The sequence below is a fragment of the Clostridium sp. HGF2 genome (genome assembly GCF_964240115.1).
In the GTDB taxonomy this organism is placed as follows: Bacteria; Bacillota_I; Bacilli_A; order Erysipelotrichales; family Erysipelotrichaceae; genus Clostridium_AQ; species Clostridium_AQ innocuum.
Window position 1 is genome coordinate 62,222 of record NZ_CAXSSO010000010.1, and the last position, 14,149, is coordinate 76,370.

General features: G+C 46.3%; 10 protein-coding genes. 8 read left to right on the forward strand and 2 right to left on the reverse strand.

Annotated elements, in window-relative coordinates; genetic code table 11:
* Positions 1-438 precede the first annotated feature (438 nt).
* The 4 genes from ACESPQ_RS16255 (at position 439) to ACESPQ_RS16270 (ending at position 4,047) form a co-directional block, all read left to right on the forward strand.
* On the forward strand, positions 439-1,212 hold the full coding sequence (locus tag ACESPQ_RS16255; RefSeq protein WP_257376898.1) for a nitroreductase family protein: 774 nt from the start codon (positions 439-441) through the stop codon (positions 1,210-1,212).
* A 12-nt stretch (positions 1,213-1,224) separates the two neighbouring features.
* A complete protein-coding gene (locus ACESPQ_RS16260) occupies positions 1,225-1,590 on the forward strand; it encodes an ArsR/SmtB family transcription factor (RefSeq protein WP_008818968.1) in 366 nt (121 codons plus the stop codon).
* On the forward strand, positions 1,587-2,351 hold the full coding sequence (locus ACESPQ_RS16265) for an EFR1 family ferrodoxin (protein WP_002608419.1): 765 nt from the start codon (positions 1,587-1,589) through the stop codon (positions 2,349-2,351). The genes ACESPQ_RS16260 and ACESPQ_RS16265 overlap by 4 nt, the downstream gene beginning before the upstream one ends.
* 544 nt (positions 2,352-2,895) lie before the next feature.
* Complete coding sequence (locus ACESPQ_RS16270; RefSeq protein WP_257379436.1) at positions 2,896-4,047, forward strand: DUF349 domain-containing protein; 1,152 nt, start codon at positions 2,896-2,898, stop codon at positions 4,045-4,047.
* 96 nt (positions 4,048-4,143) lie between these two features.
* On the opposite strand, the gene ACESPQ_RS16275 is transcribed toward ACESPQ_RS16270, so the two are convergent.
* The gene (locus ACESPQ_RS16275) at positions 4,144-4,818 is read right to left on the reverse strand and encodes a Crp/Fnr family transcriptional regulator (protein ID WP_009587892.1); all 675 of its coding nucleotides are present in this window, start codon (positions 4,816-4,818) and stop codon (positions 4,144-4,146) included.
* Between the two features lie 104 nt (positions 4,819-4,922).
* Here ACESPQ_RS16275 and ACESPQ_RS16280 point away from each other — a divergent pair, with 104 nt between their 5' ends.
* The gene (locus ACESPQ_RS16280) at positions 4,923-6,302 is read left to right on the forward strand and encodes an MATE family efflux transporter (protein ID WP_002608422.1); all 1,380 of its coding nucleotides are present in this window, start codon (positions 4,923-4,925) and stop codon (positions 6,300-6,302) included.
* Positions 6,303-6,747: 445 nt separating this feature from the next.
* A complete protein-coding gene (locus tag ACESPQ_RS16285) occupies positions 6,748-10,056 on the forward strand; it encodes an EAL domain-containing protein (protein WP_257379437.1) in 3,309 nt (1,102 codons plus the stop codon).
* Positions 10,057-10,475: 419 nt separating this feature from the next.
* Here the strand turns inward: ACESPQ_RS16285 and ACESPQ_RS16290 are convergent, their stop codons facing one another.
* Positions 10,476-11,129, reverse strand: coding sequence for a Crp/Fnr family transcriptional regulator (locus ACESPQ_RS16290; RefSeq protein WP_257328222.1), 654 nt, complete (start codon positions 11,127-11,129; stop codon positions 10,476-10,478).
* Between the two features lie 114 nt (positions 11,130-11,243).
* Between ACESPQ_RS16290 and ACESPQ_RS16295 the strand changes: the two genes are divergently transcribed.
* Entirely contained in the window at positions 11,244-11,588 is a 345-nt protein-coding gene (locus tag ACESPQ_RS16295; protein ID WP_002608425.1) for a hypothetical protein, read from the forward strand.
* Positions 11,589-11,978: 390 nt separating this feature from the next.
* Positions 11,979-14,147: a replication restart helicase PriA gene (gene priA, locus ACESPQ_RS16300; protein ID WP_257328224.1), complete on the forward strand. Its 2,169-nt coding sequence runs from the start codon at positions 11,979-11,981 to the stop codon at positions 14,145-14,147.
* Positions 14,148-14,149: the final 2 nt, after the last annotated feature.

Consider the following 14,149-nt stretch of genomic DNA (forward strand, 5'->3'; position numbering starts at 1 on the left):
CTTTTTCATGTTTTATTCTTATCTCAAAAAACCACGGTATCCAATTTGGTTCTTTCTCGATTGTAGGGAAACTCAAAGCAGAGAGACTTCAACACGATTGTATTTATCAATAGAAGTTGAAGTCTTCCTTTTGCAAACACCTTAAAGTAAGAAAGACCCTCCGATATATGCGCAGCTTTCGATATTGTATGCCATTCTGTGTATAGCAAAGCTGCAGCACTGCTATGTTCCGGTTTGAAAAGGACGTTAAGCAAAAAAGCAAGCATCCGGTTATCATGAGATGCTTTAGAAGCAGGGAGTGCGAAAGATTGAAATATGAAGGGTAGGTCTTTTCCTGTTTTGTGTATAATTTCTTTGGTAACGAGTCTCTTTACGGATACTGCAATTTTGCAGAAGTTTGTTATAATGGTTAAAGAATGTTAACGAAAGGAGTCCGTTATGAACAGACATGAAATACAAATAAAGCCTTCCTTGTGCATCGGTTGTGATCAGTGTGCGAAAGACTGCCCCACCAGCAATATACAACTAAAAGATAAAAAGGCAGAGATACTGGAAGCAGAGTGTATCATGTGCGGACACTGTGCTGCAATCTGTCCGAAGAAAGCCGTCACGATCAGCGGCTACAGTGAAGCTGCCGTTGAGCAGGCATCCAGCGTACGCCTTGATCCTCAAAAGGTGCTGGAGGTGATTCGTTTCCGTCGAACCATTCGTCAGTTTCAGGAAACGGAAATCCCTGCCGAAGTGATTTCTCAGATTCTGGAAGCAGGCAGACTGACACATACAGCAGAAAACAAACAGGATGTGACATATATCGTTATCGATAAAGAAAAGGCTTCTTTGGAGCAGCAGGCAGTGAAATTCTTTCGAAGATTGAAGCCGGTTGCAAATCTGTTCAGCTCCATGGCCAGAAGAACCGTCATTGATGATCACTTTTTCTTTTTTCAGGCACCGGTTGCCATCGTTATAGCAGCAAAAGAGGAAATTAACGGGGCACTGGCTGCACAGAATATGGAATTTGTTGCGGAGGCAAACGGCTTGGGGGTACTGTACAGCGGATTCTTCACCATGGTGGTGAACCATTCGCGAAGCTTGCGGGCGGCATTGCACATACCAAAAGGAAAAAAAGCGGTCACAACGCTGGTTCTGGGGTATCCTAAGATACGATATCAGAGAAGTGCACAGCGGGATACAGCCGATATCCGCTATATGTAGGGAGGGACTTTCATGGATAAGGAATGTCAGAAGCGCATTGCGCATATCACCAGCGGCTTTCATACATGTAAAACGGCATTCACTGCCATTGGTGATGAAACAAGGCAGGTCATTTTGTTGATACTGATCCAAAGCGAGCGATCGGGAATCCGTGTCAATGAAATAGCTGAAAGGGCTCATTTGACCAGACCCTCTGTATCGCATCATCTGCAGATTCTAAAGGAAGCAGGTATTGTTGATATGCGGAAGGAGGGGACAAAAAACTATTATTATATCAGTGCGGACAACACCCAGTGGAAACAGGTCAAGCAGCTGATTGACCTCATCTATGACAGTGTGATTCATTTACAGAAGGAAGAGGAGGAGAGACATCTATGATTGTATATTTTTCAGGAACCGGAAACAGTGCCTATGTGGCAAAACGATTACAGAGGGAGTTGCAGGATGAAGGCTTTGATCTGTTTTCTTCCATACGACACAGGAAGAAGGACGCACTGTATGCAAAGCAGCCCTGGGTGATTGTTGCTCCAACCTATGCATGGCGGATTCCGCGTGTTGTTCATGAATGGCTGAAAGAAGTGGAGCTGACGGGAAGCAGGGAACTGTATTTTGTAATGACCTGCGGCGGATCGATTGGAAACGCCGGTGCTTATCTTGAACGGCTCTGCAAAGAAAAAGGATGGAGCTATCAGGGATGCATGCAAATCGTCATGCCGGAAAACTATATCGCACTCTATGATGCTCCCAAAAAGCAGGAGGCTTTAACCATCATCCATAACGCAGAAAAGCAGATTGCAGAGGCAGCTGAGTATATACGGACACATCGCAGAATACCAAAACCGGAAATAAGTGTGAGGGATTTTGTGAACAGTGCCTGGATCAATCCTTTATTTTATCCTTTGATCGTACATGCGGATAAATTTTACGCAACGGATGCATGTATTTCCTGCGGAAAATGTGAACAGGTCTGTCCGCTGGGCAATATTCAACTGAAGCAGGGGGTACCGGACTGGGGGAAAAGCTGCACCCACTGCATGGCATGTATCTGCAGCTGTCCGAAAGAAGCGATTGAATATGGAAACAGCAGTAAGGGGAAGGTTCGCTATCTCTGCTCACATGTGGTTTCAAAGGAAGAATGATGATATACAGGCAGAAACGTAAGGACAGCTTTTCTGCCTTTACGCTATGCAATCCAAAGAATCATCAGTATGATGAAGGATAGCTGACTGAACATCAAGACAGTGCTCGGTGATGCAGCCTTCCATCAGATAGAAGCAGGCTGTATGTAAACAGAGGTGATGCAGAAACGGTATAGCGGAATCATCTTTGCTTTAACAACTCACCTGCTTTTGGATGTTATGATTGTGCATCATGCTTTTTTTTATGCAACAGGTGTTCTTCACCATGCAGATAAACCCTACAGTCTGATAAGAGACAGCGAAGCTATGGAGGAAAATCTGCGCTTCGTATATTTTGAGTAGACAATTACAGAAGAAGCCTTGTTTTGATTATGAAAATATGCAGTGATGTAGTATTTTTTTATCTTTTATCGCCAAATTATGATAATCAGCGCAATTTCTATACAAAAATGAAAGAAATGAATGACTTTTTAGCGTATTTGAGATAGAATTTAAGTTGATAGCAGGCGATTGTGGTGGAATCGCCCTTACTGGAGGAATACATATGTACAATGATCATGATGATTTTGAAGTAAATGACTATGATGAGGACATTCGGCGCAGAGAGGCGTTGATTGAAGAAGCGAAGAATATTGAAATATCTTCCGACTGGAACACGGTGTTCCGTGAAATTTCAGATTTAAAGAGGAGATGGAAACGCATTTCTTATTGGGACAGTGCCTATGAAGAAACGCTGAATGAAGAATTTGACAGCTATATGGATGCCTTTTATGCGAAGCGTAGAGAGGGGTATCAGAGCAATCAGGCCATTAAGCAGGAGCTGATTGACCGTGCGGAAAAGGTTGCTGCTTCCGATGACTGGAATCAGGCAACAGAGGAAATGAATGAGCTGATGCAGCAATGGAAAGCATCGGGAACAGCAGGAAAAGAAACAGATGATGAATTATGGGATGCCTTCAATGCGGCTCGTCAGAAATTTTTTGACCGCAAGCATGAGCACTGGGAAAATCTGCAGACGAAGTTCTCGAATGCAAAAGAAATAAAGGAAGGGCTGATCAAAGAGGCAGCAGCACTGGCGGATTCTGTTGAATGGAACAAGACAGGAGAAAAGTTCCGTGCGATGATGGATCAGTGGAAGGCGGCAGGAAGTGCGGGCCGTGAGCATGAGGATCGTCTGTGGAATGCCTTCAATGAAAGCCGTCAGAAATTCTATGATCGAAGAGGCGAATACTATGATCAGCTGCATGAACAGCAGGATGGGAAATACGAGGAAAAACGCAGGCTGGTAGAGCAGGCAAATGAAATTGCACAGCGCGGGGAATATACCCGGGAGTATACGGATGTTATGAAAAATCTAAGCAAGGAATGGAAAAGCATCGGTTCCTGTGGCAGAGAAAGAGAAGATGACATCTGGAAGGAATTCCGTACGGCAATGGATTCCTATTTTGAAGGGCTGCGCAACTGGAATGAACAGCGGCATGCTCAGTGGCGTCAGAGAATGCAGGAGGCACGTGCACGCAAGCAGGAGCTGATTCTGGATCAGCAGCGTCAGATCAAGCGTATGCAGAATGATATTATCGGATTGATTGGAGAACGGGCAATCAATGATATGGAGGAACAGATAGCGGATAAGAAGGAATTTATCCGTGAGCTGGAAGAAGAACTGGCGGATATCGATAAAACGCTGGCAAAATAGAAGCAGATATCAAATGATAAAAAAAGAGTGATTTTGTCGATGTCACTCTTTTTTCATTTTTAAGCTATCCGTATTCACAGGAAGCTTACTGAATGTTCAACGAGTCAAATGCTTTGGAGATGCTGCCGGAAACAGCGCCTCCAGACTGGTACGCTTGAGTATCGTGATCTTTCCATAGGAAGCTGTCACAATGCCTTTTTTCTTCCACTCACTGAGTACCCGGTTTACCGTTACCCGGTTGAGATTCAGGATCAGTGCCAGATCCTCCTGGGTATAGGGGATGCTGGAAGAAGTGATACCGCGGTCATAATCAGGCGCAGCTGTTTCCGACAGCAGCAGGCTGGCAATACGCTGATAGCGGTCATACAGCGTGATACGGCGCAGCTGTGCGGTCAAATGATTACAGGTATTGGACAGCAGCTGCAGCATGATCTGCATAAGTCCGGGGGATTGCTCCATATACACATACAGCTGATTCAGATCGCAGGCCATCAGCTCAACCTGTGTAACTGCTGCCACGCAGACCGGTCTGGCACATTGTGAAAGAAAGGAGGATTCACCGAATATCCTGCCCTTTTCAATAATTTCATACGTTAATTCACGCCCCTGTGAGGTCACATAATAGGCACGTACACGACCTTTCCTGATAAAGTAAATACGTCCCGCATCATCTCCCTGCATATAGATATCCTCATTGGCCTCATAGTGCTGCCGATAGCCTGCCGCTTCAAAGCAGTGGTACAGCTCCTCTGGAATTTTAATCTGACGCATATCCATCTCCCCTTAAAATTTTTCTCTCTGAATTGTAACATAGGCTACAGAATATGGGAAGAGCTGCCTTTACAATAAGAACAAGAAAAATGAGGAGAGATTTTATGAAACACACCGCATCACTTACACAGGGAAATATTTTGCAGGTACTGCTGCGCTTTTCGATACCGTTTCTGCTTGCCAATCTGCTGCAGGCACTGTACGGGGCGGCTGACCTGATGATTATCGGAGCTTATTGTCCGGCGGAAAGCATTGCGGCGGTATCCACCGGCACACAGGTCACACAGATAATCACAAGCGTGATTTCCGGACTGACACTGGGAGCTACCATTCTTGTCGCAAAATATGCAGGCAGGCAGCAGCCTGATAAAATCGAAAAGACGATCGGTACCACGATTACCTTTTTTGCACTGTTCTCTATTATCCTGAGCCTGATACTGGCCTTCAGCACAGGGATGATTCTTCAGCTGCTGCAGGTACCGCAGGCATCTATGGCACAGGCCTATGAGTATGTCTTTATCTGCATAACCGGTATTTTCTTCATCTGTGAATATAATGCTTTCAGTGCACTCCTGCGCGGCTATGGGGATTCAATAAGCCCGTTGTTGTTTGTGGCTGCTGCCTGTGTCTGCAATATTGCAGGCGATCTGTTTACTGTGGGTGTTCTTCATATGGGAGTAGCAGGAACGGCGATATCCACGGTTGTCTCACAGGGAATCAGCATGCTGATCGCGATATGGTATATGCGACGTCAGGGTTCAGCCCTTCACTTTTCAAGACGCTGTCTGAAGCTGGATAAAGCAGTGCTGAAGGAATTGATTGCCATTGGTATTCCTGTTTCCTTTCAGGAATGCATGGTGCGCTTCTCCTTTCTGTATCTGACTGCCATCACAAATGGTTTTGGAGTGTATGCAGCTTCCGCCGTTGGGATTGCCAGTAAATTTGATATTTTTGCCATGCTTCCGGCAACCTCCGTCTCCAATGCCCTGACAGCGTTGACTGCACAGAATCTGGCAGCCGGTAAAAAAGAGCGTGCTGTCGGCTTCGTCCGCTATGGAATCTGCGTATCCATGCTTTGTTCCTCTCTGTTCTTTTTATGGGCACAGCTGTCCCCGCAATCCATGATTTCTCTGTTTTCCAGGGATGCAGCAGTCATCCGTGCAGGAATCCCCTTTTTAAGAGGCTGCAGTCTGGATTATCTTGCTGTTTCCATCCTGTTCTGTATGAACGGATATCTGAATGGAAGTGAAAAAACCGTATTTACCATGCTGAACTCCTGTGGTGGCGCATTGGTGATCCGCGTACCGCTGCTCTTTGCATTGATGCATTACAGGGTGGAGGTTCTTGCCGTTTACGGACTGGTATCTCCGCTGTCCTCCACTGCCATGCTTGCTGTCATCTGGTTCTATATGAAAAAGCATGCGGTCACTCATAATACCTTCATAAGCCAAAATAGTATAAACACCTCCCTGCAGAAGGAATAGGATATGGATACAAATTCACATATCTGATTCAGAATCCTATAGGATGCTTACCGTATTCGAGTATTTTGATATTGCGTATGGTTGGTTATGCCTGTGGCAATTGATTTACCGGCATGTAATAAGGGATGCAATCATGGCTTTTGCACAGGAGTGTACATGTCAGCTGTATCCGCTTTCTGCCGGTTAACCTGACCTGAATGCGGTCTTATCCGTACCTTTTGTTTGTCTTTTGGGATGGCTGTGCGAATACAGCATTATGATTTACAAGAGTAAGCTTTCATTTCTTCAAAGGTATAAATAGCATTATAGTTACAAAAGCGCTCTGTCCGGCTGGAACAATGGATTGTAATAGCAGGGAACATCGGAATCTTCATTGAGGTTTTATCTGGAAAATAGTACAATAAAGGAAAGTACTATAATCTTCCTGTCGTAAAGGAGCACGCCTATGGATAAAAAGCTGAACAATGAAGAAATCGAAAAGGGTGTTTTTGTTATCAATCAGCATTATGAAATCGTTTATATGGATGAAACCGCAAAACAGAACTTTCCCGGATGTGAACAGCATGCATTCTGCTATCAAATGCTGCAGGAGAGCAAAACGCCCTGTTTTGACTGCCCGCTGAAAAAGACAGGACACCAAAAGATAGAAAACAGGCTGCTATACAATCAAAAGCTGGAAATCTGGATGGAGTATGTCGCGATTCAGGTGGAATGGCCGAAGGAGGGGCTGTGTACCCTGATATCCATGCATGCGGCAGCTCCTGGGAAAGCCGGCAGTGTGATCCATGCACAAACTGATGGGCTGCTGTATGCTATTGTGGAGCTTCATATACAAAGGGATTCCTTTACCATGCTTTATGAGAATCTCAGGCAGCAGCCACGGCTTTCACAAAACGGCTCGCTGTGTAAGCTGCTACAGAAGCTGTGTACACGGTATGTATATAAGGAAGACCGTGCAGATTTTGAAGATTTCTGGAATCTGGACACCCTGAAAAAACGCATTGCCGTATATTCTCATGTCAGCTGCAGCTTCCGCATCCTGCTGCATGGTGCATATCGCTGGATGAAATTCCAAATCACTGCTTCCTCCAATGAAGAACTGACGGATACCTGTCTCTGTCTGATAGATACGATGTCAGAGGAGCTTCCAAATCCCGCAGCCGGACAGGATTACAAGCCTCATTACGATGAGCTTACCAGGCTGTATGGGAAAACGACCTTTGAACGACTTGCTCAGGAACGCCTTATGCAGGATGTTCATCAGGAGTATGGTCTTGTAGATATCGATATCGAGCATTTTAAGCTGTTCAATGACTGGTATGGTATACAGGAGGGGGATCATCTGCTGATGTATATCTCCTATCAGATACGTAAAAAGGTGCAGGAGTTAAATGGCATTGCAACACGCATAGGCGGCGATGAGTTCGTCATGCTGCTGCCGCAGGCTGCCTGTGATGTAAAAAAGCTGGAGCCCGAGATCATCGGCTGGATACAGGACTACGATGCTTCCATCAAATTTCTTCCCACGGTAGGTATTTATATGATTCAGGATAAAACGCTTCCGATTGCTCAGATGTGTGATCGGGCGGCAATTGCCGCAGCCAGCAGAAAAGGCAATTATGCGAGCCGCGTTGCTGTGTATCAGGATTCAATGAAAAAACTGATTGAAAACCGTCAGGAGGTACTGTTCGGTGTGAAAAACGGACTGGATAACCGGGAATTCGTTGTCTATTATCAGCCGCAGGTCAGTGCCAGAACGAATCGTATACTCGCAGCCGAGGCACTGGTGCGATGGCAGCATCCCCAGCGCGGTCTGCTGCCGCCGGGAGAATTTATTCCCATTCTGGAGACAAGCGGCTTTATTTATAAGCTGGATTCCTATGTATGGGAGGAGGTCTGCCGCTTCCTGCATGACAGATTGATGAAAAAGCTGCCAGTGGTACCGGTCAGTGTGAATGTTTCAAGGGTGGATATGCTTCAGTTCCGCCTGTGTGAAGTCTTTACTGCACTAATAAAAAAATACGAAATACCATCCCGGCTTTTGGAAATAGAGATAACGGAAAGTGCCTACGCTGAGAATTTCGATCAATTGATTGCCACTGTCAATGAACTGCGGGCATGCGGCTTCACCGTTTTGATGGATGATTTTGGCAGTGGTTATTCCTCCTTGAACATGCTGTCAAACATTGAACTGGATATTCTGAAAATCGATATGAAATTTCTGGATACATCCAATCATCAGAATACGAGAAATTCCAGTATCCTGGAGTCCATAACCTCGATGGGACGCTGGCTTGGCCTGCGGATGATTGCAGAGGGTGTGGAAACCCATGAACAGGTGGACCGCCTGTTAAACCTCGATTGTGAATATATGCAGGGTTATTATTTTTATAAGCCAATGAGCCGGGAGCACTTCTGTGAGCTTCTTGCGGATGCCGGGCGTATTGATGTTCGCGGCATGCAGGCGAAACGCCTGCCCAGTATAGATCTGGAGGATTTATTTCACAAGGATATTACAAGTGAAGCGATGCTTTCCAATATTCTGGGGGGAATCGCATTGTATGAAATCGAGGATGATACGCATTTACAGATTCTGATGGTAAATGACCGCTACTACCGTATTACAGGCTGCAATGCTGTGGATTTACAGGAGCGCAGCAGACTCATCACCCGTCAGATTCATCCGGAGGATATGCCGCTTGTATGGGATATTTTCCATAAGGCACAAGAAGCGGGATCCATGGGGGCAAGTGGAACCTTTCGGCGGTACCGTCTGAACGGAGAGCTTATGTGGATGCATCTGCAGGCCTTTTTCCTGCATAAACAGGGAAATCGCAAGCTGTTCTACGGCTCAGTCAGCGATGTGAGCACCACGATGAGTCTGCAGAAGGAGCTGCTGGCAATCCTACAGACGATGCCCGGAGATATATTTGAATATCAGGTGTACCCCGATGAGCGGCTCAGCTGTCGTGTAATCAGTGCAGGTCTATCCCTTTTGCACGGCTATACGACACAGGAGCTGCAGGATATTCTGGAAAACGGAATGCTGGAGTACATTGATGATCGTGACCATGATGAGGTGATGCGTATCTGGTCGAATCCAAAGCAGTGGAAAACGGATTGCAGCGTGGAATTCCGGCTGTTTACAAAAACCGGTGAAACCGTATGGGTGGAACAGCATATCCGCTATATCCGCGAAGAGGAGGGTGTGCGCATTTATAACAGCCTGTTAACGGATATCACAAAGATAAAGAGGCAGGAGGATGAATTGCTGGAATCGCAGCGCCTATTGCATCATTTGCTGGGAATTGCCGATCAGAGGGATTCACCGCGGCAGCTGACCAAAAGAAACAAGGAGCATGCCGCCAAGCTGTATGCAGAATCTTTTCCGGGAGGTATGATTGGAGGATTTTGCGAGAAAGGCTTTCCACTCTACTTTGCCAATGAGGAGATAATTCATTTTCTGGGCTATGACAGCTATCAGGATCTCTATCAGGGAATCAATGGAATGGTGGAGAATACGATTTATCAGGAAGACAGGGCACAGGTGGAGCTTGATCTCGGCACGACTTTCCGAGAAGGTATGGAATATACTACACGCTATCGTATGGTGCAGAAGGACGGCAGTCTTATATGGGTTCAGGACAGAGGACGTGTAATATGTGAGGAACAGGGACGCCTTGCCATCATCAGCACCTGTATGAATATTGATGAAATCGTGAAAGCCCGTCAGCTGCTTGAGAAGGTCCGCTAGAATCGGCAGTTCCTCAGATAAGCAAGCGGTAGCAGCTGTTACCCGCTTCAAGTTTGTAAGGGATTTCCGCTGCACCATACAAGTTTTTCCATCGGCTGCATCTTAGAGTGGCCGTCACGGCTGTTATATCAGAAAGAGACAGTTGCAGATTCTTACATAAGGTCTAATTTCCTGTACATCTGTACATGCGCAGGAAGCATGACAATCAAGCAGCTGAAAAAAAACGACAGGAACACCTTCTGCCGTTTTTTGACTTTGTATAGCTGATGTAAAAGCATCATGTCGGTGAAGCAGTTTGCATGCGTGTAACGAAATGCCATACAGCAGAATATGATGTTTAGTGAACTACTGCCAGTTATAGAGCAAGCGTTCATCGACCACTGAGGCGGGGGTATTCTGCCTGCTTTTTATAAACAACTTTATAGGCGGGAAAGCCTCTGCTCATCAAGTATGGTGATACAGCCTCTTGATTGCTGAAGCAGACCATCCCTTTGAAATTGCTTCAAGAGGCGGGATACAACCTCACGGGCAGTCCCCAGCTCATGTGCCAGCGTATCATGTGTGAGCTGAAGGGAAGTGGCTTCCTGAAGCTGCATCTGTGTTAAAAGCGCCTGGGCAAGTCGGTGCTCGTTGCTGGAAAACATGACATCGTGCATGGTGTTCATCACGGAGGAAAAGCGATCTGCAACCAGCTCCATCGTAAAATCCTTTACCCGGCAGTTTTGTGATGAAACGATCTGCAGAATCTGCTTGGGAATGAGCAGGATCACGGCATCCGTTTCAAACTCCATGCTGACCGTGAAGGTCAGAGAATGAATCATACAGGCTGCCGACAATACACAGACATCCTGTTCCAATAAACGATACAGCGTAATTTCATTCCCCTGCGGTGACATCATGAAAATACGTGCCTGTCCTTTTACCATCATTTCCAGACCGGTGCATTCCTGACTGCCGTGATTGAGAATGTCCCCCTTTTGAAAGCTGCGCTCTATGATATGGGTAGATAACAGCTGCTTTTGGTCATCTGTAAGCTCCTTCCAGAAGGGAAGTGTTTCAAGGTAATTATGCATATATCCATCCTTTCAGTAATAGTATAGCAGAAATAAGAAATTTGCGTTGTCCTTTTGCATGCTTCCTGTATAGTATACACAGAATGTACAGGAAAGGTAACAGCAGGAGAGTGCATGAGTTATACCTTTAAACCTTACAGGGGTTATCATGTACAGGATGTCGTCGTTGACGGTAAATCTATGGGACAGCTAGATAGCTATACATTTTCTTCTGTCAGTGAAAATCATACCATTCATGTTATTTTTGAAAAGGATGAGGTAAAAGCAGAACATACGAAGCTTGAACACGCTGATTCTGCTGGAGTACAGAAAAGCAGTCCTGAAAAATCACAAATAGCTATAAAGCATACAGCGGCGGATACCTTTGATTCTACTGGAAATGAAATCTGGCTGCTGGCTGGAGTTGTATCCATATTTGCAATGCTTTGTACCGGCATTTATCGGTTTAAAAGAAGATGAAGGAAAAACGGTCTGTGTGATGGACAGATCGTTTTTAAGTTTACAATGTTTGGTTCATGAGCTAGCGTTTTGTAGCACACTGAAAAAAACAGTAAATGCTGATGCAGGTATAGAAAGCGATGACGGACAGTAAAGAGTATACTTGCAAACTGAAAGTTATTTCAATATTTAATGGAATCAGCTACTAGTCCCATATGAAGCTTTCATCAGGTAGTGATAAACGGATATGATTCTTTCAGCCTTTGTCTGCGGCATATGCGCGGTATGAATCCGGGATATGCAGATCTGTTTTTTTCAGTGTGATATTGTTCCTAATATAAATATGGTATGCAGCATAGGATTCTGCTTTGGTTTGTGATAAAATAATACCATTCGAACAGGAGGCGGCATATGAAAATAGCACAGGTATTTGTTGAACATCCCATCATGCATCTGGACCATACCTTTACCTATGCCTGCGACGGCTTTTCTGTACAGCGGGGAGTTCGTGTACAGGTGCCATTCGGGAAAACCTCGATTATCGGCTTTGTTATGCAGGTGGAAACGATCACGGAGCAGCAGGCTGCCGGATACGGCTTCACCATACGTCCGATTGACAAGGTGATTGATGAGGAACCGCTGCTGAATGAGGAGCTGTTTGCTCTTGGTGAATGGATGGCGAAAACCTGTATCGTACCAATGATCAGCTGCTTTCAGTGCATGCTTCCGGCAAAGCTGAAACCAAAATCAACGCATGGACATGCAAAGAGGGAAGCCTGGATACGTTATGTGAAAGATGGGGATGGGCTGACGGTAAAGCAGCGTGCCGCATTACAGGCACTGCAGGAAGAAAAGGAAATGCTTCGCTCACAGTTTTATCAGATTTATAAAACACCGGGTAAAAAGCTGGTAAAGCTTGGGCTGGCACAGGTATATGAAAAAGAAGCGCAGGCACGACTTTTGTCAAAGGAAATCACACAGCAGGATCTGCCCCTTCACCCGGAGCAGCAACAGGCGCTGCATATCTTGCAGAAGGTAAGCGGGCATGAGGTTGTTTTACTGCATGGTGCGACCGGCAGTGGGAAAACAGAGGTGTTTCTGCAGCTGGCAAGGTCTGTCATGCAGCAGGGAAAGCAGGTTCTGATTCTGGTACCGGAAATCTCTTTGACTCCACAGATGGTAAAGCGGGTAACGGCACGCTTTGGAAGGCATGTGGCAATCTATCATTCCGGATTGAATGCACAGGAGAAATACGAGCAGTATCAGCTTGTCCGCCGGCATCAGGTGCAGATCGTGGTCGGTACACGCAGTGCGGTTTTTATGCCGTTTGATAATCTGGGTGTTATCATCATGGATGAAGAGCACGATACCAGCTATAAACAGGATTCCTCTCCACGCTATCATTGTCGCGATATCGCTTTGCAAAGAGGAAGACATCATCATGCGCTGGTCGTTTTGGCAAGTGCCACGCCTTCTCTGGAAACCTATGCCAGAGCAATTAAGGGTGTTTATCGGCTGATTGAAATGCCAAGCCGCATCAATGGCAGCTTTCCGGATGTAAAGCTGGTGGAAATGCGCAAGGCGGTCGGTCGGGGAGAGAGCTATCTGCTGAGCAATGAGCTGCTGGCTGCAATGTATGAGCGGCTGCAAAGAAAGGAACAGATCCTTCTGCTTCTGAATCGCAGAGGCTATACACCGATCCTTCGCTGTATCGGCTGCGGCCATGTCGTAATGTGTCCGCACTGTGAGGTGGCGATGTCCTATCACAAGGATGATAAACAGCTGAAATGCCATACCTGCGGATATACGATGCCGGTACCGAATTACTGTCCCGAATGCGGCAGTGATACCTGGCGGTATCTCGGGCTGGGTACGCAAAAGCTGGAGGAGCTTGTGCAGATCAAATTTCCGGATGCCAGGATTATTCGCATGGATGCGGATACGACAGGGAAAAAAAATGCCCACGAGGAGCTGCTGGCTGCCTTTGGTGAGCACAGGGCGGATATTCTTATGGGAACACAGATGATTGCGAAGGGGCTGGATTTTGAAAATGTGACACTGGTTGGTATCATCAATGGGGACGCCATGCTGAATCGCAGTGATTATCGCAGTGCAGAGCTGACCTACGATCTGCTGGAGCAGGCGGTGGGAAGAAGCGGGCGCGGTGCCAAGGCGGGGGAGGTCATTATTCAGGCATACGATACAACACATTATGCCATACAGTGTGCGGCGCACCATGATTATCGAGCCTTTTTTCAGAACGAAATGAAATACCGGCATATTGCAGGCTATCCACCGTATACCTATCTGGCCTCCATGATTTTTTCCCATACCTCACCGGAGGAGGTCGCAAAGGCTGCCGCCAGAGCAAAAAAGCTGCTGGAAGCGCATGCGGGATATCGAATTCTGGGACCGGCACAGCTGACAAAGCGCAAGGATGAGATGCGTATGCGCATCCTGCTGAAGGGAAAACAGCAGGAGCTGCTGGGGCAATGTGTCCGAGAGGTTTATGATGCACATCTCGCCGCAAAGGAAAAGGCCAGACTGGATATCGATGTATCTCCGGTCGCGCTGGATTGAGG

What these genes read in the sequence shown, in the direction of transcription:
- ACESPQ_RS16255 (WP_257376898.1), top strand. Translation starts at nt 439, where the DNA reads ATGAACAGACATGAAATACAAATAAAGCCTTCCTTGTGCATCGGTTGT.
- ACESPQ_RS16260 (WP_008818968.1), top strand. Translation starts at nt 1,225, where the DNA reads ATGGATAAGGAATGTCAGAAGCGCATTGCGCATATCACCAGCGGCTTT.
- ACESPQ_RS16265 (WP_002608419.1), top strand. Translation starts at nt 1,587, where the DNA reads ATGATTGTATATTTTTCAGGAACCGGAAACAGTGCCTATGTGGCAAAA.
- ACESPQ_RS16270 (WP_257379436.1), top strand. Translation starts at nt 2,896, where the DNA reads ATGTACAATGATCATGATGATTTTGAAGTAAATGACTATGATGAGGAC.
- ACESPQ_RS16275 (WP_009587892.1), bottom strand. Translation starts at nt 4,818, where the DNA reads ATGCGTCAGATTAAAATTCCAGAGGAGCTGTACCACTGCTTTGAAGCG.
- ACESPQ_RS16280 (WP_002608422.1), top strand. Translation starts at nt 4,923, where the DNA reads ATGAAACACACCGCATCACTTACACAGGGAAATATTTTGCAGGTACTG.
- ACESPQ_RS16285 (WP_257379437.1), top strand. Translation starts at nt 6,748, where the DNA reads ATGGATAAAAAGCTGAACAATGAAGAAATCGAAAAGGGTGTTTTTGTT.
- ACESPQ_RS16290 (WP_257328222.1), bottom strand. Translation starts at nt 11,129, where the DNA reads ATGCATAATTACCTTGAAACACTTCCCTTCTGGAAGGAGCTTACAGAT.
- ACESPQ_RS16295 (WP_002608425.1), top strand. Translation starts at nt 11,244, where the DNA reads ATGAGTTATACCTTTAAACCTTACAGGGGTTATCATGTACAGGATGTC.
- priA (WP_257328224.1), top strand. Translation starts at nt 11,979, where the DNA reads ATGAAAATAGCACAGGTATTTGTTGAACATCCCATCATGCATCTGGAC.